Source organism: Pseudomonas syringae, from assembly GCF_021606685.1.
In the GTDB taxonomy this organism is placed as follows: Bacteria; Pseudomonadota; Gammaproteobacteria; order Pseudomonadales; family Pseudomonadaceae; genus Aquipseudomonas; species Aquipseudomonas syringae_R.
In genome coordinates this window covers 26,078-50,582 of sequence record NZ_WKCB01000007.1, presented here as the reverse complement: position 1 = coordinate 50,582, position 24,505 = coordinate 26,078, and the positions used below count along the sequence as shown (strand labels likewise).

The following is a 24,505-nucleotide window of genomic DNA, read 5'->3' as shown; positions in this document are numbered from 1 at the left end:
GGAGGGGGCTTGCTCCCGATGAGGCCAGCAAGGCCACTAAAGATCAGACTGCCGGAAAATGAATCTTGAACGCCGCCCCACCCAACGGTGAATCCCCAAGCGTCAACCGCGCGCCATAGCTTTCAATAATATCCTTGACCACCGCCAGCCCGATCCCCTGCCCCGGGTGCTGACGGTCCAGCCGTTCGCCCCGTTGCAGTATCCGCGCACGCTGATCCGGCGGCACACCCGGCCCGTCATCCTCGATGCACAACTCGGAACCTTCGAGGCTTTCCACCAGGCTGATGCGCACTTCGCTCAGGCACAGGCGGTAGGCGTTTTCCAGCAGGTTGCCGAGCAACTCCAGCAGGGCGCCCTTCTCGATGGGTACATCGCAGTCCGGCGGCAGTTCAAAGGACACCGCCACACGCTTGTCGCGGTACACCTTGTTCAGCGTGTCGCACAGGCTTTGCAGCACCGGTTCCAGGCGCACCTGGTGGCGCACCAGGCCGCTTTTGCGCAAGCTGGCGCGCTGCAACTGGTAGCTGATCTGTTGGCTCATGCGTTCGATCTGAGATTGCAGCACCCACGCCTGGTCCCGATCCTCAGGGCGCTGGGCCATGTCTTCACTCACGCCCTGCAGCACCGCCAGCGGGGTTTTCAGGCTGTGGGCAAGGTCGTCGAGGGAGTCGCGATAGCGTGCCCGTTGCTCACGCTCGCTGTGCAGCAAACGGTTGAGGGAGCCGGTCAGGCGCAGCAGTTCGCGCGGGTGCTCTTCCGTGAGGCTTTCGCGGGTCCCGCCTTCGATCTGGTCAAGCTCCTGGCTCAGCCGCCGCAGGGCCTGCAAGCCCCAGGTCAGGCCCAGCCAGAGCAAGGTCAAGAGCACCAGCAAGGCCGCGCCGAAGCCCAAATAGAGGTTTTCGCGCAGGCCTTCGAGGGTCAGTTGGTATTCGCGCACCGGTTGCAGGGCGACGATACTGAACGCGGCGCTTTTGCCGCCAAGCAGCTTGACCTCAACGTCATACACGAAGAATTCCTGGCCGTTGGCCTCGCGGATCCGTGCGAACTCATTGCCGCGCCCGTCATAGCGCGGCTTGTAGTTGATGTTTTCTTCCTTGGTCGCGCGCGAACGCCAGACCAGGTGGCCTTCACGGTCATAGATATAGCCCAGCAGCCGGCTGTCGGTGAGGTTGAAGCGCTCATCCGGCAACTGCGCCGGCATCAGCAGACGGTTGTTTTCAACCCGCGCGGCGGAAATCAGCGTGGTGACGTCCGACGCCAGGCGCTGTTCGATGGAATCCTGCAACGCCAGGCTGAAGGCGCCCTGCATGGCCGGCAACAAACCCAGCATAAACAGCACGGCCAGGGTGGCGGCCGCCAGCATCAAGCGCACGCGTAGCGAGCGAATCAACGGCAGCGCTCATTGAACAGGTAGCCCAGGCCGCGCACCGTGTCGATCGGTTTGAACCCCGCCGGGCCTTCCAGTTTGCGGCGCAGGCGACCGACCAGCACTTCGATGACGTTCGGGTCGCGCTCGTCGTCGTCAGGGTAGAGCTGTTCCATCAAACGGTCCTTGGCCACCACTTGCTGGTGATGGCGCATCAGGTATTCGAGGATCCGGTATTCGTAGGCGGTGAGCGCCAGGGGCTGCTCGTCGAGGGACGCCTGCTTGCGGTTGAGGTCCAGCAACAGAGGGCCAGCAACAATGGTCGACTGGGTAAAGCCACTGGAGCGGCGCAGCAAGGCGTTCATCCGCGCCTCCAGCTCTTCGAACTGAAAGGGCTTGACCACGTAGTCGTCGGCGCCGGCGGCCAGGCCTTCGACCTTGTCCTGCCAGTTGCCGCGCGCAGTGAGGATCAGAATCGGGAAGGTCTTGGCCTCGGTGCGCAATTTGCGGATCAGGTCCAGGCCGCCCATGCCGGGCAGGCCCAGGTCGATGATCGCCAGGTCATGGTTGAATTGGCCGGTCTGGTACAGGGCCTCTTCGGCATTGGCCACGGCCTCGACCACATGCCCGCTGTCGGTCAGGCGGGTCAACAGGTGATGACGCAGCAGCGCCTCATCTTCCACCACCAGCAATTTCATAAGGCTCTCCAAAGCAAATCAACTGTCCGACAGGGGAATATCATAGCGGCCCTGAAGGTATTGCGGGCGCAGTTTAATGCCATTGAACTGCCCCGACTCAAGCTCATAACCGCCGCGGTAGTTCGGCTGCGGGGCACTGAGGCCCAAGGCCTGCCCCCACGGCGCGGGCTGGCTGCCCGCGTCTTCGAAACTGACACGCTGGATCACTGTGCTGGTTTTTTTGGTTTTCTCACGACCGAATTCAGCAAAGGCCCCATCAGAGGCCTGGACCCCGGCGGTGGCACTGAGCATGGTTAACGCCAACATCAGCTTTTTGATCGCAGTCATGGGTGTTACCTCTACGCGTTGGCTGTAGGCCCTTGTGTGTCCAAGACTACGCAGGCGCCCCTGAACTCCCCCTGAACAGGCTCTGAACCGCACCTGAACCACCTCAGGCTATGCGCAAGCGTTTCAACTCGGCAAAATACCGCCCATGACGCCCTTACCCGCTTGTTGCACCCCACTCGATGCCCATTGGCCGCTGCCTGAACCCTTGCCGGGCGCAGTGTTGCTCAGCACCCGTTTCGACCCTGCTTTATTAACCGCAGGCGATTTCCAACGCAGCGCCGTGCCGCCACCGCCGAGCATCCAGCGTTCGGTGGCCAAGCGTCAGGCCGAGTTCCTGGCCGGACGCCTGTGCGCCCGCGCCGCCCTGCAGCAGCTCGACCACTTGGACTGCATCCCCGCAATCGGCGAAGACCGCGCGCCCGTGTGGCCGGCGCATATCAGCGGCTCCATCACCCACAGCACCGGGCATGCCGCCGCGATTGTCGCGCACAAGGCGCAATGGCGCGGGCTGGGGATGGATCTGGAAAATATCCTGAGCCTGGAACGCGCGGAACGCCTGGCGGGGGAAATTCTCACTGCCGATGAGCTGCAGCGCATGGCATTGCTGCCGCGTGAGCAGCTTGCCCTGCTGGTAACGCTGACGTTTTCGGCCAAAGAGAGCCTGTTCAAGGCGCTCTACCCGATTGCGCAGAAGCGCTTTTACTTTGAGCATGCCGAGGTGGTGGAGTGGTCGCAGGCCGGGGCTGTAAGGCTGCGGTTACTGACGGACCTGTCCAGTGAGTGGAGCCATGGCAAGGAGCTGGTTGGGCAGTTTGCGGTGAATGGCGGGCAGTTGTTGAGTCTGGTGGCTGTGGGCGCCTGATAGGCCGCTATCGGGAGCAAGCCCCCTCCCACAGGTGAACGCATTCCAAATGTGGGTGGGGGTTTGCTCCCGATAGCGGTATCAGGTTTTATCCTGATCCCGTGGCCAACTCAGGCTGAAACACGCCCCGCCCAGGTTGTTGCTCTTGCTGATCAGCGCCCGCCCGCCGTGCCAATAGATGATCCGCCGCACAATCGACAACCCCAGGCCATGCCCGCCCGAGGCGCGGGTACGGCTGTCGTCCAGGCGCAGGAACGGCGTGAAGATGCGCTCCCAGGCACTTTCCGGCACACCCGGGCCGTCGTCTTCCACGTCGATGCGGCAGCGCACCTGGCCCACCTGATAGCTGATCAACACCTGGCCGTGGGCGTGACGCATGGCGTTGCTCACCAGGTTTTGCAGGGCGCGGTGCAGGTAGCGCGGCTCGGCGTCGACCCAGGCGTCGTCCCAGTGCGCCGAGGACAGGCAGATACCCCTGGCCACGTTGACCTGGGGGCGCAGTGGCGATAATTCGCCGATCACCTGATCGAGCAGCGCATCGAGGTCAACTCGCTGGAAATTCAGCGCCGGCGAGCCCTGCTCCAGGCGGGCATACGTGAGCATTTCATCGACCAGGCCATCGAGGTCCTGGATGTCGCTGTCCATGCCTTCCAAATATTTGCGCCGAGCCTCGGGGGTGGCGGCCTCGCCGAGCATCTCCAGGCCAAAGCGCAGGCGCGCCACCGGCGTGCGCAGCTCGTGGGACACCGCGCGCACCAGTTCACGCTGGATCGCCAACAGTTGTTGCAAATGCTCGGCCATGCCATTGAACGCCGCCGCCAGCCGCCCGACCGAGTCGGCACCCCGGGCCGGTACGCGCACCTCCAGGTTACCCTTGGCGATGCGCGTGGCAGCGGCCTCCAGGCCTTTCAAGCGGCGCTCCAGCTGCCGCACCAATAGATAGACGATGAGGCCAATCAGGGTCAGGCCGACCAACGCGATCAGGATCAGCCATTGCGCCGGGTAGGGGTTCATCTGAAACAGCGGACCGATCTCCAGCACCCAAGGCGTGCCGACCATGCCGGCGAACACGCGGATCGAATCGCCGCCTTTGCCCAGCGCCATCACCGTATCGCCCTCCGACACGCGACGGCGCTGGTCTTCGTCCATGTCTGCCTGATCAAGGGTCATCAGGTGCATCTCGAAGCCAAAACCCTTGGCCTCTTTTATAGCGGCCAGCCGCTGCGGCTGCTCGGCCACGGGAAAGCGCACCAGTTCGTCGGCCAGCAGGTAAATGGTCGCGCGGGCCAATTGCTCGCTGATCTGCTGCACTTCGCCGGTCAGCACCCACGGCTCCTGCTCGCTGACCAGGCGCAACACGCGCGCGGCATGGGGCCCGGTCTGTTGCACCAGCACCTGGCCGCGTTGCAGGCGGTTGCGCTGGCTGAGGTCGAGCTGTGCATCGCTGAGGCTGCGCAATTGCAGGGGGATGCCGAGCAAACGCTCCCACACGGCCAGGGCGCGCTGGCGCTCGATAGGGCTCATGGGCCGCAAGTTGTCGCCCATCAGGGCGAAGGTGCCGTGGGCCAGGCGTTCGCGGTATTGGTCGCTGCGCACCTCGTTGAGCAGGTGCAGGGCCAGTACGCCGAGCAGCGCGACCAGGATCAGCGCCGCGCACATGCCGCCATAGATGCGCAGGAAGATCGAGTTCACAGCGGCATGTCGGCAGCAGCTTCAGGGACGAACAAATAGCCTTTGCTGCGGACAGTCTTGATCAGCCGCGGGTGAATCGGATCGTCGCCGATTTTCGGGCGAATGCGCGAAATGCGCACATCAATGGAGCGGTCCTGGCCGTCATAGCCGATGCCGCGCAGGGCGATGAAGATCTCCTCGCGAGACAGGATGCGCCCGGCATTCGCCACCAACAGCCACAGCAGGTCGAATTCAGCGCTGGTCAGTTCGATGCTGCCATCGTGCAGCCAGGCTTCGCGCAGAGCGTTGTCGACCACCAGCGGGCCGAATTGCAGGCGGCGCTGGTTTTCTACAGTGGTCGGTTCCGCCGGCTCGCTGCGCCGCAGCAGGGCCTGGATGCGCGCCAGCAACAGGCGTGGACGCACGGGTTTGCACACGTAGTCGTCGGCGCCCATGTCCAGGCCCAGCACTTGGTCCATGTCGTCGGTGCGCGCGGTGAGCATCAGGATCACACCGTCATAGCGCTCGCGCACCTTGCGGCAGATGCTCAGGCCGTCTTCGCCGGGCAGCATCAGGTCAAGGATCACCAGGTCGGGTTGCTCGGCAATGATGCGCGCTGCCGCCTGGGCTCCATCGCCTTCCACCGATACCCGCAGGCCATTGCTCTCCAGATAGTCGCGGGTCAACTCGGCCAGCCGCTGGTCGTCCTCGACAATCAATACCTGCCAGGCTTCTTGCTCCATGCGTGATCCTCGTTGTTATTGGTTTTTTTGGGCAACTCGGTCAAATGTGGGAGGGAGCTTGCCCCGATAGCGGTGTGCCAGTGATAGATCTATCCACTGAATCACCGCCATCGGGGGCAAGCCCCCTCCCACATTTTGATCTACAGCGGCGCTACCTTGTTTGTAATGTTCGCAGGGCATAACAAAGCCGATTGTAGCCATGGGCCAACCCTCAAACACAAGCCAGGAAATCCATTCGGTGATCGCGTTTTTTTGTGATAGGGTTCGCGCCCTCAAAAATCCAATCGGCTGTTTGGAGCTTGGAATATTCGGTGACAAACGGCCGAATCCAGCAGTACTGCGGCCTACACGGCTGTTCCACGTTTCATACACATTTTACCCACAGCGTTATCCACAGGTAGTGCGTTGCTAAGCCCCCCAAAACGCATTATCTTGTAGCTCGGCGCAAAAAAAACCCTACATGTAGGGTTTTCAGCGAAAAGACCAAACACAGATCAGACAAGAAACTCAAGTCCTTTCTTGCTCCTGTTTGGCCTGAACCCAGCATTTTTTGAAAGCCCAAACCGCGCACGCGGATGGCGGCCGTTTTCCAGCTCCAATAGCGCAAAACGGTACGGGTGTTGCAGTGCTTGAACCGGGCAACTGTCACCCAGCAGGAATAGGCCAAGGGCATTTAAGCCCCGACCCAAGACTTCGGCATGGAAGCGGCGCGAATAGCCCCCTTCCTCCTGTCCCGAAGTTGTTATGCCAGGCCCAAGGCCTGTTGTAAGTGCTTCAGGACGGAACGGTGGGCACCGTGATGGTGCCCAAATAAATATAGAATGTGGAGACAACCCCCCATGCAAACCGACACAACTCGCGAGAACCCGCAAGGCTCCGTGCCGCAGGCCGCTGATTCGAATATGGATCTGGCCGCCACCGCACCTGGCCAATTGCGCGTGATCAAGCGTAACGGCACTGTCGTTCCTTACACCGATGACAAAATCACCGTCGCTATCACCAAAGCGTTTCTTGCAGTTGAAGGCGGCACCGCTGCCGCTTCGTCGCGCATCCACGACACCGTTGCCCGCCTGACCGAACAAGTCACCGCGACCTTCAAGCGTCGCATGCCGTCGGGCGGCACCATCCACATCGAAGAAATCCAGGACCAGGTCGAACTGGCCCTGATGCGTGCCGGCGAGCAAAAAGTTGCCCGCGACTACGTGATCTACCGTGACTCGCGTGCCAAGGAACGTGCCGTACGCTCCCCGGCCGAAGAAGCGGCTGTGCAAGCGCACCCGTCGATCCGCATTACCCTGGCCGACGGTTCGTTTGCACCGCTGGACCTGGGCCGCCTGAACACCATCATCACCGAAGCCTGTGAAGGCCTGGAAGAAGTCGACGGTGACCTGATCCAGCGCGAAACCCTGAAGAACCTGTACGACGGCGTGGCCCTGACCGACGTCAACACCGCCCTGGTGATGACCGCCCGTACCCTGGTTGAACGCGAGCCGAACTACTCGTTCGTGACCGCGCGCCTGCTGATGGACACCCTGCGTGCCGAAGGCCTGGGCTTCCTCGGCGTCGCCGACAGCGCCACTCACCACGAAATGGCTGACCTGTACGCCAAGGCCCTGCCTGCCTACATCGCCAAGGGTATCGAATTCGAATTGCTGAACCCGATCCTGGCCACCTTCGACCTGGAAAAACTCGGCAAGGCGATCAACCACGAGCGCGATCAGCAGTTCACCTACCTGGGGCTGCAAACCCTGTACGACCGTTACTTCATCCACAAGGACGGTATCCGCTTCGAACTGCCGCAAGTGTTCTTCATGCGCGTGGCCATGGGCCTGGCGATTGAAGAGAAGCACAAAGAAGACCGCGCCATCGAGTTCTACAACCTGCTGTCGTCCTTCGACTACATGTCGTCGACCCCGACCCTGTTCAACGCCGGTACCCTGCGTCCACAGCTGTCCAGCTGCTACCTGACCACCGTGCCGGATGACCTGTCGGGCATCTACCACGCGATCCACGACAACGCCATGTTGTCCAAATTCGCTGGCGGCCTGGGCAATGACTGGACGCCAGTGCGTGCACTGGGTTCGTACATCAAGGGCACCAACGGCAAGTCCCAGGGCGTTGTACCGTTCCTGAAAGTCGTGAACGACACCGCCGTCGCGGTCAACCAGGGTGGCAAGCGCAAAGGCGCTGTGTGTGCCTACCTGGAAACCTGGCACATGGACATTGAAGAGTTCATCGAGCTGCGCAAGAACACCGGTGATGATCGTCGTCGTACCCACGACATGAACACTGCCAACTGGATCCCTGACCTGTTCATGAAGCGCGTCTTCGATGACGGTCCGTGGACCCTGTTCTCGCCATCCGAAGTGCCGGACCTGCACGACCTGACCGGCAAGGCCTTCGAAGAGCGTTACGAGTACTACGAAGCCCTGTCCCAGTACCCAGGCAAGATCAAGCTGTTCAAGACCATCCAGGCCAAAGACCTGTGGCGTAAAATGCTCTCCATGCTGTTCGAAACCGGCCACCCATGGTTGACCTTCAAGGACCCATGCAACCTGCGCAGCCCGCAGCAGCACGTGGGCGTGGTACACAGCTCGAACCTGTGCACCGAGATCACCTTGAACACCAACAAGGACGAGATCGCCGTTTGCAACCTGGGCTCGATCAACCTGCCGAACCACATCGTCAACGGCAAGCTGGACACCGCCAAGCTGGAACGCACCGTCAACACCGCCGTACGCATGCTCGATAACGTTATCGACATCAACTACTACTCGGTGCCACAGGCGCAGAACTCCAACTTCAAGCACCGTCCGGTCGGCTTGGGCATCATGGGCTTCCAGGACGCGCTGTACCTGCAGCACATTCCTTACGGTTCGGATGCTGCGGTCGAGTTCGCCGACAAGTCCATGGAAGCGGTCAGCTACTACGCGATCCAGGCTTCCTGCGACCTGGCCGACGAGCGCGGTGCCTACGAGACGTTCCAGGGTTCGCTGTGGTCCAAAGGCATCCTGCCGCTGGACTCGCAACAGATCCTGATCGAAGCCCGTGGCCAGAAGTACATCGACGTTGACCTGAACGAATCCCTGGACTGGGCGCCGGTACGTGCCCGTGTGCAGAAAGGTATTCGTAACTCCAACATCATGGCCATCGCGCCGACCGCGACCATCGCCAACATCACCGGCGTATCGCAGTCGATCGAACCGACCTACCAGAACCTGTATGTGAAATCGAACCTGTCGGGCGAATTCACCGTGATCAACCCGTACCTGGTCCGCGACCTGAAAGCCCGCGGCCTGTGGGACTCGGTCATGATCAACGACCTGAAGTACTACGACGGTTCGGTGCAGCAGATCGAGCGCATCCCGCAAGAACTCAAAGAGCTCTACGCGACCGCGTTCGAAGTGGACACCAAGTGGATCGTTGACGCCGCCAGCCGTCGTCAGAAGTGGATCGACCAGGCGCAGTCGCTGAACCTGTACATCGCTGGCGCATCGGGCAAGAAGCTCGACGTGACCTACCGCATGGCTTGGTACCGTGGCCTGAAAACCACTTACTACCTCCGTGCCCTGGCCGCGACCAGCACCGAGAAGTCGACCATCAACACCGGTAAGCTGAACGCTGTGTCCAGCGGTAACCACGGTGATGATTCGGTACTCGCTGCTCCAGCCGGCCCGGCACCAGTGCCAAAGGCTTGCGCGATTGACGAGCCGGATTGCGAAGCTTGCCAATAAGCCGAGCATTGTCCCGGGCTTGAACGCCCGGGATTAAAAAAACCCGATAGACCCTGGAAACATTTGGGTTTATCGGGTGTTTTCATATGTGCGCACACGGGAACGCACGCTCAGCCCGGCATCAAACCAAGGCCAAGGCGTTAGATTCAGGCGGTGGCGGCGGCCCCTGCCGACCCCACACCTCCTCTCTCCCACCAATAACTGCCAGCGAATGGCCGATCACACCATCACGGGTCCTGATGCCATGCGTAACAACACCCAACTGCCCCGCAGCCAGCACCCCAGCAGTGGTTTCGACAATGTGATCTATCAGCCCCAGACGCTCCAGCCCCTCACGCCCATCCTCACCATCATTAAGGCTACGCAGCGCAGCAGCAAAACTCTGCCTGGCATAACCGTCGTTATTTTTTAATTGCGCCCGCTTCGCGCTCACTGCATACAGAAAATTAGCCTCATCCAACAGTGAGCGATCATCGCCCCGGAATTCTGAAGCCTTTTCGGCCTCCCTGAACTCAGCCTTGGACAGATAGAGCTTGAACCCATCGCGCATTTCTATGTGATAGCCGTTGCCGTCAGGCTTCACTTCCTTGTAAGTATCGGCAGGCTTCGTGCCAAATCTCATCATTGCCGCCTTGATTGCCGACACCGTCACGCAGTTTCCATCCGGGCCCTGCCTGAAACCAGACCAGATACTTCCGCGCCCAATCTCTGTGCTAGGAATGACTGGCCTTCTAATCGTCAAGTCATCAACTCGCTTGGCCGGCATCGCTTCACTATCAGGCTTGTAGGGGGCAGCCTTTGCAGGCTCAGCTTTATCTTCATTCACTGCCGAATGCTGTGATACAGAGGACGGAGTGGAGGTAGGACTAAGCATCCTACGCATGAACCCTAGAAGCTCGCCCAAGCCTTTGTGCACCGCCTCAAACAAAAGCCCCAGGTCGTTCATGAGCGCTCGCTCGCCCTGAGACGCCATACTTTTATCCGCCTTGCGATCAGCCTGCGCCCTGTTCACATGTTCGTCGCCTGCCAACCCTTTGAGCGCTCGATTCTTCGCGCTGCCCTCGAGCGCCACGGCGTTCTGGTTGCCCGTGGAAAAGCTCGCACTCTCCTGATGTTCATGACGCATCCCCACGCTCACTTGCCCGGGCACTGATGAAGTCCGCATCTCTACCCACCTTGTAATGGTTTGATTCAATGTCTCTCGGCTCAATCAGTGGAATAAAAGGAGCGCTCAGTTCCAACAAGCCTGTCGTCTGATGACGGGAAAGACCGTGGGAAAACCTCGATGCCAAATCTCACACAAAAAAAAGCCCCTCGGGCGAGGGGCTTTTTTAGCGCATCAAACCATCAGGTCATCTGAATGATGGTCTGCATGATGGTGCTCTGGGTGGAGATGGTCTTGGCGTTGGCCTGGTAGTTGCTCTGGGCCTTGATCAGGTCCACCAGCTCGTTGGTCAGGTTAACGTTGGAGTTCTCCAGGGAGTTGGCCACGATCGAACCCAGGGTACCGGCTTGCGGGCTGTCGTAACCCGGCTGGCCCGAGGCGAAGGTTTCTCTCCAGGTGGTACCGCCCGATGGCTGCAGGCCCTGTTCGTTGTTGAAGCTGGCCAGGGAGATCTGGCCGATGGCCTTGCTCTGCTGGTTGCTGAACGTCGCGAACAGTACACCGCTGCCGTCGATTTTCAGGCCGGTGATCTGGCCGGTGGCGTAGCCGTCGGTAACCGGAGGGTTACGGTAGCTGGCCGAGTTGTACTGGGTGATGTTGCCCATATTGACGGCAATCCCGTCCTTGTTGGCGTCGGCACCGTTGGTCGTCCACACGCCGTTGACCATGCTGCCCGGAATCCAGTCATCAATGGTCATGGTGGTGCCGTCGACGTTTGCGCCAACAATACCGGTGAGTTTGCCGGAACCATCAAAGCTCAACGTCGACGGTACAGGCACTTCATGGTCGGTAGGGTCAACGCCGCTGATCGCTGTGCCGTTCGGGTTGCGACCGTCGATCAAGGTGTAGGACTGCCATTCATTGGCGCCCGTCTTGACCATGTACTGCACCATCGAGTGGGCATTGCCCTGGGTGTCGTAGAGCGTGGTGGAGTACTGAGTGTTGAAGCTGTCGGTCTTGGTCGGATCAAACGGATGCAGCGTGGTATCGATCGGCTCGTCCGAGGAATTCAGGTTGCTGGTGGAGTCCACCTTGGTGGACGCCTTGGGCGGCAGGTTCGCCAGGTTCAGTTGCAGGTCAACCAGGCCGCCCTTGATGATTTTGCCGTTCTCGTCGGCGGCGTAACCTTGCAGGCGCGACGTACCGGTGTTGTTGGTGATGTAGCCATCTTTATCTGCACGGAAAGCACCGCTGCGGGTGTACTCCAGCGAGCCGTCGCTGCCTTTCTGTACGAAGAAGCCACCGCCCTGGATCGCCATGTCCAGGATGCCGCCGCTGTTGTTGACGTCACCTTGGGTGAACTGCTGGGACACTGCCGCCAGGTTCACGCCATTGCCGATGCTGTTCTGGCCGGTGCCCAGTTTGGATGCGGCATAGATGTCCGCAAATTCCGCGCGGGACGATTTGAAGCCGGTGGTCGCGACGTTGGCGATGTTGTTGCCGGTCACGTCCAGTTGTTTGTTGGCCGCATAGAGGCCGCTAAGGCCGATATTAAAAGACATGTTTCTCTCCCTCTGCCGTATTTAGCCGGCTCTATGTACCGATAGTCTGAATTTGCGACAGCTTGACGCTGCCCATGCCGCCCGCCAGGTTCAGCACCATTTCGCCGCCGGTCTTGCTCAGCGTCACGCTGGTGACTGTGGCCGGCAGCGAAGTCGCCAGGGCCACCGCGTCACCTTTGTCATTTTTCGTGGTGGCCGCGAAGGTGTAGGTGCCTGCAGGGGCAACCTCACCGGCGTCGTTCTTGCCATCCCAGATGAAATCCGAGGTGCCGGCGTTCTGGGCACCCATGTCGATGGTGCGCACCACGTTGCCGTCTTTGTCGGTGATCTTGATCGCGACATTGCCCACTGCCGACGTCACCGCCACCGAACCGGTCATGCTCTTGCTGGTGTCGACCAAGGCCTTGTCGGTCTGGGTGATGATCGAACGCCCCACCAGCGACGACGCCTGCAACGCTTGCGACGAGCTGAAGTTGCTGGAGATCGCATTCACCGAGTCGTTCAGGGTATTGATGCCTTCCAGGCTGCTGAACTGCGCCAGCTGGGCCACGAACGCACCGTTGTCCTGAGGCGACAGCGGGTCCTGGTTTTTCAGTTGTGTCACCAGCAGTTGCAGGAACGCATCCTTGCCCAGGGACTGGTTGCCGGTGGCGGCAGCGGCAGTGCTCGCAACGTTGTTGGTGGCGGTGCTGACCTTGGAATTGAAAAGGTCCTGGACTGCCGTGTTGGTAGACGTATCAACGATGGCCATTATTTGGCGCCCCTTATCACTGACCCAGGGTCAGAACCTTCTGCATCATGGTTTTGGCGGTGTTCATCATTTCCGCGTTGGTCTGGAACGAGCGGCTGGCGGAGATCATGTCTGCCATTTCCTCGACCACGTTGACGTTCGGGTAGTACACGTAGCCTTTTTCGTTGGCTGCCGGGTGGTTCGGCTCGTAGCGGGCTTCCAGATTGCTCTGGTCTTCCACCACACCGAGCACCTGCACGCCCTGGCCTGCGGCATCCTGGTTCTGGAACAGCGAAGCGCCGCTGCCACTCTGGCCGGCCTGGCCGTCTTGGAACATGGTGGCGAACACCGGGTGACGGGCACGGTAGGTCTGGTCAATGCTCGACGACACGGTTTCGGCGTTGGCGATGTTACTGGCGACGGTGTTCAAGCGCGTGGTCTGCGCGCTCATGCCACTGCCGGCAATATTGAAAACACTGGCTAGGGACATGGCTTACTCTCCACGCAGGGCTGACATCAGCCCTTTGAATTTACTGTTGAGCAGGGTAAAGCTGGCCTGGAAGTTCACCGAGTTCTCGGCATAGGCCGATTGCTCCAGCTGGGCGTCGACGGTGTTCTGGTCGATCGATGGCTGCATCGGCGTGCGATACAACAGCGACTCGTCACCACTGCTCAGGCCTTGCGCTTCGATATGACGGCTGTTGGTCATGTTCAAGGCGAAGGTGCCGTTCTTGGTCTTGTCCTGCTGTGCGGCGAGCACGGCGGAGAAGTCCAGGTCCCGAGCCTTGTAGTTCGGGGTGTCGGCGTTGGCAATGTTGTTGGCCAGGACTTCGGCACGCTGGGCGCGGAAGCCCAGGGCTTGTTCGTGGATACCGAGCGCTTTATCGAAGCTGATGCTCATGGCGGAAACCTTTTAGGCTGACCTGCTGTTCGTTAACAGGGCTATAGCAAGGTGCATGCCAGTTTGTGCGAGGCCCGTAATTCAAGGGTTTGCGAGATATTTGCCGGCGGCAATGCCAGAAAAGCGGCAAGCGGTTTCCGCGTGGCGCCAGTAAAGCGGCAATGGGGAGTTGCCGCTCTGTTGAAATTTGCCGCAAAAAAAATGTGGGAGGGGGCTTGCTCCCGATGACGGTGTGTCAGTGATAGCTATATCAACTGAAGCACCGCCATCGGGAGCAAGCCCCCTCCCACATTTTTGACCCAGTACGGCTTATTTGGCCTGGTAAATGATCCCCGGGCTGCACTGCACCATCTGGTAGTGATCCGGCAGACCGTTCAGCGCTTCGGAAGCACCGAGGAACAGGTAGCCGCCGCGCTTGAGCGTGCCATGGATGCGCAACAGGATGTCTTTCTTCACCTCGGCCGAAAAGTAGATCAGCACGTTGCGGCAGAACACCATGTCGAACTTGCCCAGGCTGGCGTAGCTGTCGAGCAGGTTGAACGAGCGAAACTCTACGCGGCTCTTGATCGGCGCCTTGACTGCCCAGCGCCCCGCCCCTTTCGGGTCGAAGTAGCGTTGCAGGCGCTCCGGGGACAAACCACGACCCAGGGCCAGGCTGTCGTACTCGCCGGTCTTGCAGTTGGTGAGCATGGTACCGGACAGGTCGGTGGCGACAATTTGCGCGCCCGCCTTGAGCTGGCCCATGTTGGTCCGCTCGAACTCGTCGATCGACATTGAAATCGAGTAGGGTTCCTGCCCCGATGAACAGGCAGCCGACCAGATGCGCAAACGCTGGCCAGGGCTGGCCTTGATGGCCTCCGGCAGCACTTTGCTCTTGAGCACTTCAAAGGGGTAGGTGTCACGAAACCACAAGGTTTCGTTGGTGGTCATGGCATCCACCACCATCTCTTTGAGCCCACTGCGCGGCTGGCCCTGGATACGCTGTACCAGTTCGCCCAGGGATTTGATGCCCTGCTGTTCCATCAGTTTGTTGAGACGGCTGGATACCAGGTACTGCTTGTTTTCACCGAGCAATATGCCACAGGCTTTTTCCAGGAAGACCCGGAACTGTTCGAAATCCAAATTACCCGTAGACAATGATACCGCCTCTTAAATCGTGTGACCGCCAGGAGAAAACCCCCTAGCCGTGATCTGCTGCCTTGATCCGGTCGACTACCCGGGATGCCAGGTCATCAGGACGGAATTTGGCCAGGAAGTCATCGGCACCGACCTTCTTGACCATCGCCTGATTGAATACACCCGACAACGAAGTATGCAGGATGATATGCAATTTTTGCATGCGTGGATCGTTACGTATCTCGGCCGTGAGGGTGTAGCCATCCATTTCCGGCATCTCGATGTCGGAGATCATCATCAAGAATTCTTCTTCCGGCTTCTTGCCGTCATCCACCAGCTTGCGCAGGTAGTCCAACGCCTGGCGACCATCATTGAGGGCCACCACTTCGACGCCGACGGTTTGCAGGCAACGGGTCACCTGTTTGCGCGCCACCGAGGAGTCATCCACCGTCAGCACACGCAGGGAGATCGCCTTGTGCGCGGTTTCAGCGTCCACCACACCGACGGAAATCGATTCCGAGGTAGGTGCCACTTCGGCGAGGATCTTCTCCACGTCGATGATTTCCACCAACTGGTTATCCACCCGCGTCACCGCCGTCAGGTAGTGATCACGGCCGGTGCCCTTGGGCGGCGGATGAATCTCTTCCCAGTTCATATTGACGATGCGTTCCACCGAGCGCACCAGGAAACCCTGGGTCTTGGTGTTGTATTCGGTAATGATGACGAACGGGTTTTCACGATCCTGCAAAGGCGCCGAACCGGTGGCCAGGGCCAGGTCAAGAATCGGAATGGTCGCGCCACGGATGTTGGCGACGCCACACACCACCGGGCTGGACTTGGGCATGATCGTCAGCTTGGGGCATTGCAGCACTTCCCGCACCTTGAACACGTTGATGCCATACAGCTGCTTGCCATCCAGGCGAAAAAGCAACAACTCCAGGCGATTCTGCCCTACCAGCTGTGTGCGCTGGTTTACTGAATCCATTACACCTGCCATGCCTTTACTCCTACGCTAAAACCTTGGGTCATACCTGCAGGGCAGCGCGCCCCCAACACTAAACGGCACGAGCTTTGCTATTTGTTGGTCATGGATATTAAAACGACAGTTTCCCGACGCCTTCGATCCCCACAGTACCGCAGATTATTCTGCGCCTGTGCGACGTTGCTTGCCTTGAGCCTGGGCACCGCGGCCCGCGCAGACAACGTCACCTTGCCTGATCTACTTATCGGCGTCACTCAAGGCTTTCTTGAGTTCACTGTAGAAGATTATCTGGCGAGCACCCAGACACCGGGGCGTTATGAAATCCAGGTCAACCAACTGGACCCACGCCTGCGCATGCCAATGTGCGACAAGGAATTGACAGCCACCCTGGAAAGCCCGGCCCAGCCAATCGGCCGCGTAACCGTCAAGGTCCGCTGTGACGGCGCCTCGCCCTGGACGGTGTTCGTGCCTGCCCAGGTCAAGCTGTTCCGCGATGTGGTGGTGGTTGCGCGCCCGCTGAAACGCACCGGCATCATCGGTTTCGAGGATGTTGTACTGCGCGAGCGCGACATCAGCATGATCAATCAGGGCTACCTGACGTCTCTCGATCAGGCCGTCGGGCAGAAATTGACCCGACCAGTGGTCACCGACCAGGTCATCACCCTGGTGCAATTGGAACAGGCAGAAGTGATTCGCAAGGGCGACCAGGTGGTGATTTCCGCCAGCAGCGGTGGGCTGAACGTGAAGATGCCGGGCGAAGCCCTGTCCAACGGCGGCATGAGCGAACAGATCCGGGTCAAGAACCTCAACTCCAATCGCGTGATCAAGGCGCGCGTGACTGCGCCGGGTCAAGTGGAGGTAGCTTTATAGATCACTGGTATCGGACGCCGGGTTTTCCTACACTGTCGGTTGGGTGCCGGCCTGTGCAGTTTATTGTCAATTGCGCCTAAAGTTTGTCCGGGTATGGCCGAAAACATGGCAAGCGTCCAAATACCCAGAGGTTTTTTTATCATGGTCATCGATTTCAGTCGTTTAAATAACACCCCGGCTACGTCGGGCACTACGCGCACCAGCGGTGCCAAGGACAGCGTAGAAGCCAAGGCCCAGCCACTGCCCGCCAAGGCGGAACAGGCCAGCGCCAGCCAGAGCGGGGAATCCGTACACCTGAGCAATGAGGCTCAACAGTTGCAGAAGGTCACTGACTCGCTGCGCGATCAACCGGTCGTCAATAAAGCCCGTGTGGCCGAATTGAAACAGGCAATCGCCGATGGCAGCTATAAAGTCGACAGCAACCGTGTAGCCAGCAAGCTGCTTAATTTCGAAGCCGAGCGCTAGGCAAAGGCCTGCGCCGGGCTTTTGGACGCTTAAACCCCAAGGCCAGCCATGCATCACGACGAACATTTGCTTCAACTGATCATTGATGATCACGCGCCGACGCAACAGCTGCTCGAGCTGCTCAAGGAGGAATCCTTGGCCCTCTACGGCCGGGACATGCCCTTGCTGGAAGAAATTCTCGCGCGCAAGCAGTCGTTGATTGTCCTGCTGGAACAGCACGGCAAGAAACGCAGCCAGATCCTCATCAGCCTGGGCCTGCCAGCCGACCACGATGGCCTGGCGCAACTGGCCAGCCATTCCTCGGTGGGCGATCAGCTACTGGCTCAGAGCAAAGAACTCAATCAATTGCTCGCCCAGTGCCAGGAAGCCAACCTGCTCAACGGTCAGTCGATCCAGCTTCAGCAAGCTACGACCGCCAACCAGTTGCGTATACTTCACGGCGGAGAGCCTCCGGCGCTTTACAACGCCCAGGGTTCCACCTCGCGCCTGGTCAAGCCAAGCACCCGCAGCCAAGCCTGATGTCGGTTTACGGCCCGCCCTATCCAAGGCGCGTTAGATACTGGCAGAATGCCTGCTTTTGCGTGTAGTCGTACTTTGTCTGGAGATGGAAGAACCGTGTTCAACGCCCTTAATGCGGAAGATGCACCGCAGCCACCCAAGGTACTCACCACGCCTCTGGAAATCGCCGGCACCTTGCGGATGCTGCAAGAAAGCCATGACCCACTGATCATCACCTTCCACGAACGCAGCCAGCGCTTCCAAAGTTACCTGGTAGACGTCGATCGGGACAACGGCACCCTGTCCCTGGACGAAATGATCCCCCGTGACGGCGAACGTCACCTGGAAAATGGCGAACCCTTCCGCATCGAAGGCTTCCACGAAGGCGTACGCGTCGCGTGGGAAAGCAACGGCAGCCTGAGCATCAGCGAAAAGGACGGCCACCGCATCTACACCGGTGGCATGCCGGACGAAGTGGTCTACCACCAGCGCCGCAACGCCTTCCGAGCGGCCTTGAAGCTGGCCCAACTGGTCAACATCGAACTGGGCGGCGAAAAACTCAAGGCGCCAGTCAGCGGCAAGCTGCTGGATATTTCTGCCACTGGCTGCAAATTGCGCTTTGAAGGCGACATCTCCGAGCGCCTGCAACTGGGCCAGGTCTATGACCGCTTCATCGCCGCCCTGCCCTTCGGCAGCATGACCACCTCGGTCGAACTGCGTTACCTGCATTTCGAAGACAAGATCAACACCACCTTCGCCGGCGTGCGCTTTCACAACATGAGCGGGCTGGTGCAGCGTCAGGTGGAGCGCTTTGTGTACCAATTGCAACGCGAAGCACGGCGCTTCGACAAAGACGACGATTTTTAACACGTAAAGATCGCGACAAAAAAACGGGCAGATCCTGATGGGATCTGCCCGTTTTTGCTTTCAGGGGCGCGCCCGGCTCAAGTCGTGGGGATGCTCGTCCGGGTCCAGCGGGTCGGACGGCTCCTCAGCAACAGGCTCCTCCACCGGCGATTCAGGCTCGGCCTCCGGCTCCGGGGCGGGATTCTGCATTTGCTCCTGCACCACCTGCTCATCCACCCGAGGGTCGAGCGCAGCCACCAGCGGCGAGCTGGACATACTGTCGGGCATCGCCACATGGTGCAGCGGTGCGTCGTCCACCTGATGCAGGTTGGTCACGGCTTTCGGCCGGATGCGCCACACCAGGATCAACGCGCACAGGCTGAAAAATGCGTACAGCATGTGGCTGCCGAACAGTTTCATTACCACACCGGCGAGCAACGGCCCGATACTCGCACCAACGCCGTAGGTCACCAGCAACATCGCCGTGAGCGACACGCGGCGGTCGCCCTCCACGTGGTCATTGGAGAACGCCACTGCCAGCGGGTACAGGCAAAACTGCACTAGGGAACACAAGAAACCGGCCACGAACAAGACTTCCAGCGGCACGTTGGTCATCACCGCCAAGGGTAAAGCCGCCACCGCCAGGCACAGGGCAAAGCAGCGAATCAGCAGGGCGCGGTCATAGCGGTCCGACAACCACCCCAACGGCCACTGCACCACCAGGCCGGCAAAAATGCAGCTACCCATAAACAGACCCACTTGCTCGGTGGTAAGCCCCTGCTGAGAGGCATACAACGGCGCCAGACCGTAAAACGACCCCACAATCAGCCCTGCACCCAGCACGGTACTCAGCGACTGCGGCACGCGTTTGATAAAGAAGCGCGGCTCCATCGGCGCCGGGTGCAGAGGCGCCGGGTGAATACGGCGCGTCATGGCCACCGGCACCAGGCACAGGGCAAAGCACAGCGCGACCAGCATCAGCAATTCGAGGCCGAGCTGGGGGTGCATCACCAGAATCAGTTGGCCCAACACCAACCCCAGGTAGGAAGCGATCATGTAGCCGCTGAACACCGCGCCACGCTGCTTGGCGTCCGCCTGCTCATTGAGCCAGCTTTCGATCACCATGTACTGGCACATCATCCCCAAGCCCACAATCATCCGCAGCACGATCCATGCTGGCAGCCAGTTGATCAGCCCATGGCCGAGCACCGCCGCTCCGACGATCCCGGCACAGGTAGCGTAAGCGCGGATGTGGCCGACCCGACCAATCAGGCGATGCCCGATCTTGCCACCCAGCACCAGGCCAAAATAGTTGGCGGCCATCAGCGCACCCACCCACAGGCTGTCGACATGGTCGGCCGCCAGGCGCAGGGCCAGGTAGGTACTGAGCAGGCCGGAGCCGATCAGCATCATCAAGGAGGCGAAATAAAGGGCTCGAAAAGGTTTCCAGATCTGGCGCATCGGCGTTCCGAGCGGCTCCTTGCAGTAAGAGACAGGGCTACCGAAATGATAGTCCGGGGTTGCCGGGCCCGGACAGGCGAAAGGCGCTGTTTCCGGGGATTATTTTGCTTAACAGCTCAGACGCTGCCGGGGGGCGTGCAAGGTACACCGTTGCGAAAAATACCCGACCGTACGTGCTGTGAACATTGATCGGCGGCAAGGTTCGACCGGGAGTTGAAAACAACCAACACGCACGAAAAAGCCCCGCCAGAATAATCTGTGCGGGGCTTTGTCATAGGCGTTTGATTGGTGTCCCAGGGCCGGTTCGAACGGCCAACCTTCCCCTTAGGAGGGGGATGCTCTATCCAATTGAGCTACTGGGACTAATGACAGCCATCAGGCCTTGGGCACTGAGACGGACGGCGTGCATGTTAACGGCCAAGGTGGGTTTTGTCATGTCGTCCTTAGGCTTTTTGAATGTAGGCCGATGCGGGTGCTGGCGATGTTGTTCAGGCCCCGCAAACACGGGCACCTGACGCCATCGTGCAAAATGCAACCCTCCAAAATGCCAGCATTGCAAATTGCAACCTTTGCACGCTTTAAAGTAGACTCAACCCATTGATTTTATTGAAATAAAACATTGGCACAAGACCTGCAATACTTCTCCTACGAAAGCCATTCAGCCACGGCGTTAAAGCGGAGAACATGACCATGAACAGTGCCCTTCTGTTAGCCCTCAACACCGTAGCCTTGGCTGCATTGCTGATGTTCCACTTCCAATCGACTGGCAGCAACGATCCCGCACAGATCAGCCAAGCCGTGCCGCACCATCTGCAACAGCGCCCACAACTGGCAGTGATGACCCCCGGTGCTCAATCGCCGGTACGCCTGACCCAAGGTACCCAGGCCGCACCCGCCTCTGAACACTGGGTTTTCTGAGGAAACCACTCATGACCAAACCAGCCTGGTTGTTTTTATGCCTGACCGTCGTCACTGGCCTGCTCGGCCTGAATGCCGACTCCCAGGACGGACAAACCACCGCGTTCATTGCCACCGGCGTGCTGGCCAGCCTGCTGCTGTTGACGCTGATCGTGGGCCGCCGCATCAAGTTCGACCCGGTTTTACGCTGACCCCTGCCCCCTCCCCTCCCCTCCCTACCTTATGTCGCCTCGCCCTCGCTAATCGGCAAATTGCCACTAGTCTTAAAGATAAGGGCAAAAGGCCAGTTTGCTATACGATGTGCGGCCTCAAAGCCCCTGTCGGCCTGGGCTTACGGGAAGTTCCCCTGCGCATTCACTGGTTGAAAAGTTTTCCAACCAGTCCGCAAAAATGTAAATGAGTGCTGGCATAAAGCCTTTAGGCAGTTCAATATTTGTCACAGAATTGACGCCAAGGAACTGTCAAATCTGAGGCATGATGCGGCCTCTTTGCAATTAGGGTTGAACTTTAGTCGTGAGCCTTGTCTTAACACTCATCTTGCGGCCAATTCCAAAAACCGCTCCCCTGAACTAACCGGTTAAATATATGCGCCCATTGAAACAGGCAATTTATTCCAGCCGTACGGCTGACAAATTCGTCGTACGTCTGCCAGACGGAATGCGGGAACGCATTGCCGAGGTGGCTCGCAATCATCACCGCAGCATGAACTCCGAAATCATCGCGCGCCTGGAACAAAGCCTTATTCAGGAAGGTGCGCTGGGTGAGGAGTTGAGCATGCGTCTGGACAGCCCGGAGCTGTCGCTGCACGAACGCGAACTGCTGCAGCGTTTTCGTCAGCTCTCCCATCGCCAGCAAAATGCTCTCGTCTCGCTTATCGCGCACGACGTTGAAGCGGCCGCAGAAGCCAATTGATTTAAAGCTGAAAGCCCAAGCCAGCCATGTGCTGGCTTTTTTTTGCCTGGAATTTGGCAGGAATACTCAGAGGAGCAAAGCAAGGCGGGAGCAGAGTTGCTCCCGCCGGACAGGTCACAGCAGGAAGATCGTCGCCAACCCCAGGAAGATGAAGAAGCCGCCACTGTCGGTCATGGCGGTGATCATCACGCTGGCGCCCATCGCGGGGTCGCGCCCCAGGCGCGCCAGCGTCATGGGGATCAGCACCCCCATCAGCGCCGCCAACAACAGGTTGAGTGTCATGGCAGCCGTCATCACCACGCCCAGCGACCAACTGCCGTACAGCAAGTAGGCAACCACGCCGATCACCCCACCCCACACCAAGCCGTTGATCAGGCCCACTGCCAACTCTTTACGCAGCAGACGCGAGGAATTGGCGGTACTCACCTGATCCAGCGCCATGGCGCGCACGATCATCGTGATGGTCTGGTTACCGGAGTTGCCACCAATGCCGGCCACGATTGGCATCAGCGCCGCCAGGGCTACCAGCTTTTCGATGGAGCCCTCGAACAGGCCGATCACGCGGGAAGCGATAAACGCGGTGATCAGATTGACGGCCAGCCATGCCCAACGGTTACGCAGTGAGCGCCACACGGAAGCGAAGATATCTTCCTCTTCACGCAAACCCGCCATGTTGAGGACTTCGGTTTCACTTTCTTCACGAATCAGGTCGACGATTTCATCGATGGTCAAACGGCCGATCAACTTGCCGTTCTTGTCGACCACCGGCGCCGAAATCAAGTCATAGCGTTCGAACGCCTGGGCGGCATCGTAGGCATCTTCATCCGGATGAAAACTGACCGTGTCACTGGCCATCAGATCCGCAACCTTCTTGTCCGGATCATTGACCAGCAATCGCTTGATCGGCAACACGCCCTTGAGGATGCCCTCGTAGTCGACCACGAACAGCTTGTCGGTATGGCCGGGCAACTCTTTGAGTCGGCGCAGGTAACGCAGGACCACTTCCAGGCTGACGTCTTCGCGGATGGTGACCATCTCGAAGTCCATCAGGGCGCCGACCTGATCCTCGTCATAGGACAACGCCGAGCGCACGCGCTCACGCTGCTGGGTGTCGAGGGCCTCCATCAGCTCATGGACAACATCACGCGGCAGCTCAGGGGCCAGGTCCGCCAGTTCGTCGGCGTCCATCTCCTTGGCCGCAGCCAGGAGCTCGTGATCGTCCATGTCGGCGATCAGGGTTTCCCGGACAGAATCGGACACTTCAAGCAGGATGTCGCCATCGCGGTCGGCCTTGACCAACTGCCACAGGGTCAGTCGATCATCCAGCGGCAAGGCTTCGAGAATATAGGCGACGTCGGCGGAGTGCAGATCATCGAGCTTGCGTTGCAGCTCGACGAGGTTTTGCCGGTGAACCAGGTTTTCTACGCGGTCCTGATTCGGACCTTCCTGGCGGTGCGTGAGGTCTTCGACCACGCGCTGGCGCTGCAGCAGCTCAATAACTTGAGCCAGACGATCCTGCAGGCTTTCTTGTGTTTTCTTTACTTCTACTTCGGTCATAGGCGAACTCCACTCCCAGCAGCGGGGCACGCCGGAAGGATCAATCAGTCAATTCATGATTGGTAAAGCGGGGTACTGAGTAACTACTGGGTAAGTCCATGGAGGTATTCCACAAGCCCCGGCGGGGCTGACGGGCGCAATGATACACGCTGCGCGCGCTTTAAACGTTAAAAAACTGGAAAGAACAAGCGCTTGCGAGCCAAAGCTGAGTATCGGCTGCATCTATGAACTGCGACGACGCCGTCCGAAAGGAAAACACACGAAAAGAAAGAATAGTTAAAGCCTGGGACAAATCCGACCCAAACCCCAGACGGCAAAAAGCCCGCACTAGGCGGGCTTTTTGTTTGTATGGTGCACTCGACAGGATTCGAACCTGTGACCGCTCGGTTCGTAGCCGAGTACTCTATCCAGCTGAGCTACGAGTGCAGAGTGTGTTTTTAGACCAGATCACAACTGGTTGGAGCCAAGCTACCTGCATTGCTGCAACTAACTCTTAAATGGTGCACTCGACAGGATTCGAACCTGTGACCGCTCGGTTCGTAGCCGAGTACTCTATCCAGCTGAGCTACGAGTGCATTTGTTGCCGCGCATTATAGGCCGTTCAATCTCTATGTAAAGCTATTTTTTCGAGTAATTTCAACAACTTACCGAAAAAACCAGATTGCAACGTACTAAGCAAATAATGGCGGAGAACGGGGGATTCGAACCCCCGACACCCTTTTGAGGTGTACTCCCTTAGCAGGGGAGCGCCTTCGGCCACTCGGCCAGCTCTCCGCAACACGGGGCGTATATTAACCACGTTCATCCCCGTTTGCAAACATAAAAAACGATAAAAATTAAAGGCTTGGTTCTTCGTCCTTCTCTTTCTTGATCCGCAGGTAGATTTCCTCGCGGTGCACCGCTACCTCTTTCGGAGCGTTAACCCCAATACGTACTTGATTGCCTTTGACGCCGAGCACGGTCACGGTGATTTCGCCATCACCGATAATCAGGCTTTCTGCGCACCGACGAGTCAGAATCAGCATACCTTTCTCCTCACGCATTTCAGTTCAGGAACAACAGTCTGCAAAAAAAAGGCGTTCGGCCCACGACCTCACGGTCGTAACCCTAACGGCCTAAGTATTGTCGAGCGCATGTAAAAGACCACGCGCCCTACAAAAAAATGAAAGGCGCGGTAAACC

Annotated in this window: 24 protein-coding genes and 4 tRNA genes; 9 read left to right on the top strand and 19 right to left on the bottom strand. The window is 59.1% G+C overall.

The window, feature by feature from the left end; all coding sequences use genetic code 11:
* Positions 1 to 43: 43 nt before the first annotated feature.
* The 3 genes from GIW02_RS04690 to GIW02_RS04680 are packed head-to-tail and all read right to left on the bottom strand — an operon-like array spanning position 44 to position 2,391.
* Positions 44 to 1,390, bottom strand: coding sequence for an ATP-binding protein (locus GIW02_RS04690; protein ID WP_236413974.1), 1,347 nt, complete (start codon positions 1,388 to 1,390; stop codon positions 44 to 46).
* On the bottom strand, positions 1,387 to 2,064 hold the full coding sequence (locus GIW02_RS04685; protein ID WP_236413972.1) for a response regulator: 678 nt from the start codon (positions 2,062 to 2,064) through the stop codon (positions 1,387 to 1,389). The genes GIW02_RS04690 and GIW02_RS04685 overlap by 4 nt, the downstream gene beginning before the upstream one ends.
* An 18-nt stretch (positions 2,065 to 2,082) precedes the next feature.
* Positions 2,083 to 2,391, bottom strand: a complete 309-nt coding sequence (locus tag GIW02_RS04680; protein ID WP_236413964.1) for a hypothetical protein — start codon at positions 2,389 to 2,391, stop codon at positions 2,083 to 2,085.
* 145 nt (positions 2,392 to 2,536) lie between these two features.
* Between GIW02_RS04680 and GIW02_RS04675 the strand changes: the two genes are divergently transcribed.
* A complete protein-coding gene (locus GIW02_RS04675; RefSeq protein ID WP_236413957.1) occupies positions 2,537 to 3,253 on the top strand; it encodes a 4'-phosphopantetheinyl transferase superfamily protein in 717 nt (238 codons plus the stop codon).
* Between the two features lie 81 nt (positions 3,254 to 3,334).
* On the opposite strand, the gene GIW02_RS04670 is transcribed toward GIW02_RS04675, so the two are convergent.
* Together GIW02_RS04670 and GIW02_RS04665 are read right to left on the bottom strand one after the other, a co-directional pair.
* The gene (locus tag GIW02_RS04670) at positions 3,335 to 4,945 is read right to left on the bottom strand and encodes an ATP-binding protein (RefSeq protein WP_236413949.1); all 1,611 of its coding nucleotides are present in this window, start codon (positions 4,943 to 4,945) and stop codon (positions 3,335 to 3,337) included.
* Complete coding sequence (locus GIW02_RS04665; RefSeq protein WP_236413947.1) at positions 4,942 to 5,667, bottom strand: response regulator; 726 nt, start codon at positions 5,665 to 5,667, stop codon at positions 4,942 to 4,944. Before GIW02_RS04665 ends, GIW02_RS04670 begins: the two co-directional genes overlap by 4 nt.
* Positions 5,668 to 6,506: 839 nt before the next feature.
* Here GIW02_RS04665 and GIW02_RS04660 point away from each other — a divergent pair.
* The gene (locus GIW02_RS04660) at positions 6,507 to 9,401 is read left to right on the top strand and encodes a ribonucleoside-diphosphate reductase subunit alpha (protein WP_236413945.1); all 2,895 of its coding nucleotides are present in this window, start codon (positions 6,507 to 6,509) and stop codon (positions 9,399 to 9,401) included.
* Positions 9,402 to 9,522: 121 nt separating this feature from the next.
* On the opposite strand, the gene GIW02_RS04655 is transcribed toward GIW02_RS04660, so the two are convergent.
* The 7 genes from GIW02_RS04655 to GIW02_RS04625 all read right to left on the bottom strand — a co-directional run bounded on the left by GIW02_RS04655 (position 9,523) and on the right by GIW02_RS04625 (position 15,812).
* Positions 9,523 to 10,527 carry a hypothetical protein gene (locus GIW02_RS04655; protein WP_236413938.1) on the bottom strand — a complete coding sequence of 335 codons (1,005 nt, stop codon included), beginning with the start codon at positions 10,525 to 10,527 and terminating at the stop codon, positions 9,523 to 9,525.
* A 221-nt stretch (positions 10,528 to 10,748) separates the two neighbouring features.
* Entirely contained in the window at positions 10,749 to 12,068 is a 1,320-nt protein-coding gene (flgE, locus tag GIW02_RS04650; RefSeq protein ID WP_236413936.1) for a flagellar hook protein FlgE, read from the bottom strand.
* 31 nt (positions 12,069 to 12,099) lie between these two features.
* Positions 12,100 to 12,819 carry a flagellar hook assembly protein FlgD gene (flgD, locus tag GIW02_RS04645; protein WP_236413934.1) on the bottom strand — a complete coding sequence of 240 codons (720 nt, stop codon included), beginning with the start codon at positions 12,817 to 12,819 and terminating at the stop codon, positions 12,100 to 12,102.
* Between the two features lie 16 nt (positions 12,820 to 12,835).
* Entirely contained in the window at positions 12,836 to 13,288 is a 453-nt protein-coding gene (gene flgC / locus GIW02_RS04640; RefSeq protein WP_122720802.1) for a flagellar basal body rod protein FlgC, read from the bottom strand.
* Between the two features lie 3 nt (positions 13,289 to 13,291).
* A complete protein-coding gene (flgB, locus tag GIW02_RS04635; RefSeq protein ID WP_003175633.1) occupies positions 13,292 to 13,699 on the bottom strand; it encodes a flagellar basal body rod protein FlgB in 408 nt (135 codons plus the stop codon).
* Positions 13,700 to 14,008: 309 nt separating this feature from the next.
* Complete coding sequence (cheR, locus tag GIW02_RS04630; RefSeq protein ID WP_236413932.1) at positions 14,009 to 14,836, bottom strand: CheR family methyltransferase; 828 nt, start codon at positions 14,834 to 14,836, stop codon at positions 14,009 to 14,011.
* Positions 14,837 to 14,879: 43 nt separating this feature from the next.
* Complete coding sequence (locus tag GIW02_RS04625) at positions 14,880 to 15,812, bottom strand: chemotaxis protein CheV (RefSeq protein WP_236413930.1); 933 nt, start codon at positions 15,810 to 15,812, stop codon at positions 14,880 to 14,882.
* A 90-nt stretch (positions 15,813 to 15,902) separates the two neighbouring features.
* Here GIW02_RS04625 and flgA point away from each other — a divergent pair, with 90 nt between their 5' ends.
* From flgA to GIW02_RS04605, 4 genes are all read left to right on the top strand, one after another.
* Positions 15,903 to 16,667: a flagellar basal body P-ring formation chaperone FlgA gene (gene flgA / locus GIW02_RS04620; RefSeq protein ID WP_236413928.1), complete on the top strand. Its 765-nt coding sequence runs from the start codon at positions 15,903 to 15,905 to the stop codon at positions 16,665 to 16,667.
* 141 nt (positions 16,668 to 16,808) lie between these two features.
* Positions 16,809 to 17,132, top strand: coding sequence for a flagellar biosynthesis anti-sigma factor FlgM (flgM, locus tag GIW02_RS04615; protein ID WP_236413921.1), 324 nt, complete (start codon positions 16,809 to 16,811; stop codon positions 17,130 to 17,132).
* Between the two features lie 48 nt (positions 17,133 to 17,180).
* Positions 17,181 to 17,651 carry a flagellar protein FlgN gene (locus GIW02_RS04610; protein WP_122540751.1) on the top strand — a complete coding sequence of 157 codons (471 nt, stop codon included), beginning with the start codon at positions 17,181 to 17,183 and terminating at the stop codon, positions 17,649 to 17,651.
* A gap of 96 nt (positions 17,652 to 17,747) precedes the next feature.
* Positions 17,748 to 18,497 (top strand): flagellar brake protein, encoded by a 750-nt coding sequence (locus tag GIW02_RS04605; RefSeq protein WP_236419721.1) that lies wholly within the window; start codon positions 17,748 to 17,750, stop codon positions 18,495 to 18,497.
* Between the two features lie 60 nt (positions 18,498 to 18,557).
* On the opposite strand, the gene GIW02_RS04600 is transcribed toward GIW02_RS04605, so the two are convergent.
* Positions 18,558 to 19,937, bottom strand: a complete 1,380-nt coding sequence (locus tag GIW02_RS04600) for an MFS transporter (protein WP_236419719.1) — start codon at positions 19,935 to 19,937, stop codon at positions 18,558 to 18,560.
* Between the two features lie 286 nt (positions 19,938 to 20,223).
* Positions 20,224 to 20,300: transfer RNA gene (locus GIW02_RS04595), tRNA-Arg, on the bottom strand.
* Between the two features lie 327 nt (positions 20,301 to 20,627).
* Here GIW02_RS04595 and GIW02_RS04590 point away from each other — a divergent pair.
* From GIW02_RS04590 to GIW02_RS04580, 3 genes are all read left to right on the top strand, one after another.
* Positions 20,628 to 20,855, top strand: a complete 228-nt coding sequence (locus tag GIW02_RS04590) for a hypothetical protein (protein ID WP_236419717.1) — start codon at positions 20,628 to 20,630, stop codon at positions 20,853 to 20,855.
* Between the two features lie 11 nt (positions 20,856 to 20,866).
* A complete protein-coding gene (locus tag GIW02_RS04585) occupies positions 20,867 to 21,046 on the top strand; it encodes a PA3371 family protein (protein ID WP_236421785.1) in 180 nt (59 codons plus the stop codon).
* A gap of 394 nt (positions 21,047 to 21,440) precedes the next feature.
* Entirely contained in the window at positions 21,441 to 21,767 is a 327-nt protein-coding gene (locus tag GIW02_RS04580) for an Arc family DNA-binding protein (RefSeq protein WP_003193592.1), read from the top strand.
* A 114-nt stretch (positions 21,768 to 21,881) separates the two neighbouring features.
* Here GIW02_RS04580 and mgtE read toward each other — a convergent pair whose 3' ends face one another.
* From mgtE to csrA, 5 genes are all read right to left on the bottom strand, one after another.
* Positions 21,882 to 23,324, bottom strand: coding sequence for a magnesium transporter (gene mgtE, locus GIW02_RS04575; RefSeq protein ID WP_236421784.1), 1,443 nt, complete (start codon positions 23,322 to 23,324; stop codon positions 21,882 to 21,884).
* 349 nt (positions 23,325 to 23,673) lie between these two features.
* Positions 23,674 to 23,750, bottom strand: a tRNA-Arg gene (locus tag GIW02_RS04570).
* Between the two features lie 72 nt (positions 23,751 to 23,822).
* Positions 23,823 to 23,899: transfer RNA gene (locus GIW02_RS04565), tRNA-Arg, on the bottom strand.
* 108 nt (positions 23,900 to 24,007) lie between these two features.
* Positions 24,008 to 24,098: transfer RNA gene (locus tag GIW02_RS04560), tRNA-Ser, on the bottom strand.
* A gap of 62 nt (positions 24,099 to 24,160) precedes the next feature.
* Positions 24,161 to 24,349 carry a carbon storage regulator CsrA gene (gene csrA, locus GIW02_RS04555; RefSeq protein ID WP_003175645.1) on the bottom strand — a complete coding sequence of 63 codons (189 nt, stop codon included), beginning with the start codon at positions 24,347 to 24,349 and terminating at the stop codon, positions 24,161 to 24,163.
* Positions 24,350 to 24,505: the final 156 nt, after the last annotated feature.

Excerpts from the sequence above, each read along its gene's own strand:
- GIW02_RS04685 (WP_236413972.1), bottom strand. The coding sequence starts at position 2,064 with ATGAAATTGCTGGTGGTGGAAGATGAGGCGCTGCTGCGTCATCACCTG.
- GIW02_RS04680 (WP_236413964.1), bottom strand. The coding sequence starts at position 2,391 with ATGACTGCGATCAAAAAGCTGATGTTGGCGTTAACCATGCTCAGTGCC.
- GIW02_RS04675 (WP_236413957.1), top strand. The coding sequence starts at position 2,537 with ATGACGCCCTTACCCGCTTGTTGCACCCCACTCGATGCCCATTGGCCG.
- GIW02_RS04665 (WP_236413947.1), bottom strand. The coding sequence starts at position 5,667 with ATGGAGCAAGAAGCCTGGCAGGTATTGATTGTCGAGGACGACCAGCGG.
- GIW02_RS04660 (WP_236413945.1), top strand. The coding sequence starts at position 6,507 with ATGCAAACCGACACAACTCGCGAGAACCCGCAAGGCTCCGTGCCGCAG.
- GIW02_RS04655 (WP_236413938.1), bottom strand. The coding sequence starts at position 10,527 with ATGCGTCATGAACATCAGGAGAGTGCGAGCTTTTCCACGGGCAACCAG.
- flgE (WP_236413936.1), bottom strand. The coding sequence starts at position 12,068 with ATGTCTTTTAATATCGGCCTTAGCGGCCTCTATGCGGCCAACAAACAA.
- flgD (WP_236413934.1), bottom strand. The coding sequence starts at position 12,819 with ATGGCCATCGTTGATACGTCTACCAACACGGCAGTCCAGGACCTTTTC.
- flgC (WP_122720802.1), bottom strand. The coding sequence starts at position 13,288 with ATGTCCCTAGCCAGTGTTTTCAATATTGCCGGCAGTGGCATGAGCGCG.
- flgB (WP_003175633.1), bottom strand. The coding sequence starts at position 13,699 with ATGAGCATCAGCTTCGATAAAGCGCTCGGTATCCACGAACAAGCCCTG.
- GIW02_RS04625 (WP_236413930.1), bottom strand. The coding sequence starts at position 15,812 with ATGGCAGGTGTAATGGATTCAGTAAACCAGCGCACACAGCTGGTAGGG.
- flgA (WP_236413928.1), top strand. The coding sequence starts at position 15,903 with ATGGATATTAAAACGACAGTTTCCCGACGCCTTCGATCCCCACAGTAC.
- flgM (WP_236413921.1), top strand. The coding sequence starts at position 16,809 with ATGGTCATCGATTTCAGTCGTTTAAATAACACCCCGGCTACGTCGGGC.
- GIW02_RS04610 (WP_122540751.1), top strand. The coding sequence starts at position 17,181 with ATGCATCACGACGAACATTTGCTTCAACTGATCATTGATGATCACGCG.
- GIW02_RS04600 (WP_236419719.1), bottom strand. The coding sequence starts at position 19,937 with ATGCGCCAGATCTGGAAACCTTTTCGAGCCCTTTATTTCGCCTCCTTG.
- GIW02_RS04590 (WP_236419717.1), top strand. The coding sequence starts at position 20,628 with ATGAACAGTGCCCTTCTGTTAGCCCTCAACACCGTAGCCTTGGCTGCA.
- GIW02_RS04585 (WP_236421785.1), top strand. The coding sequence starts at position 20,867 with ATGACCAAACCAGCCTGGTTGTTTTTATGCCTGACCGTCGTCACTGGC.
- GIW02_RS04580 (WP_003193592.1), top strand. The coding sequence starts at position 21,441 with ATGCGCCCATTGAAACAGGCAATTTATTCCAGCCGTACGGCTGACAAA.
- mgtE (WP_236421784.1), bottom strand. The coding sequence starts at position 23,324 with ATGACCGAAGTAGAAGTAAAGAAAACACAAGAAAGCCTGCAGGATCGT.
- csrA (WP_003175645.1), bottom strand. The coding sequence starts at position 24,349 with ATGCTGATTCTGACTCGTCGGTGCGCAGAAAGCCTGATTATCGGTGAT.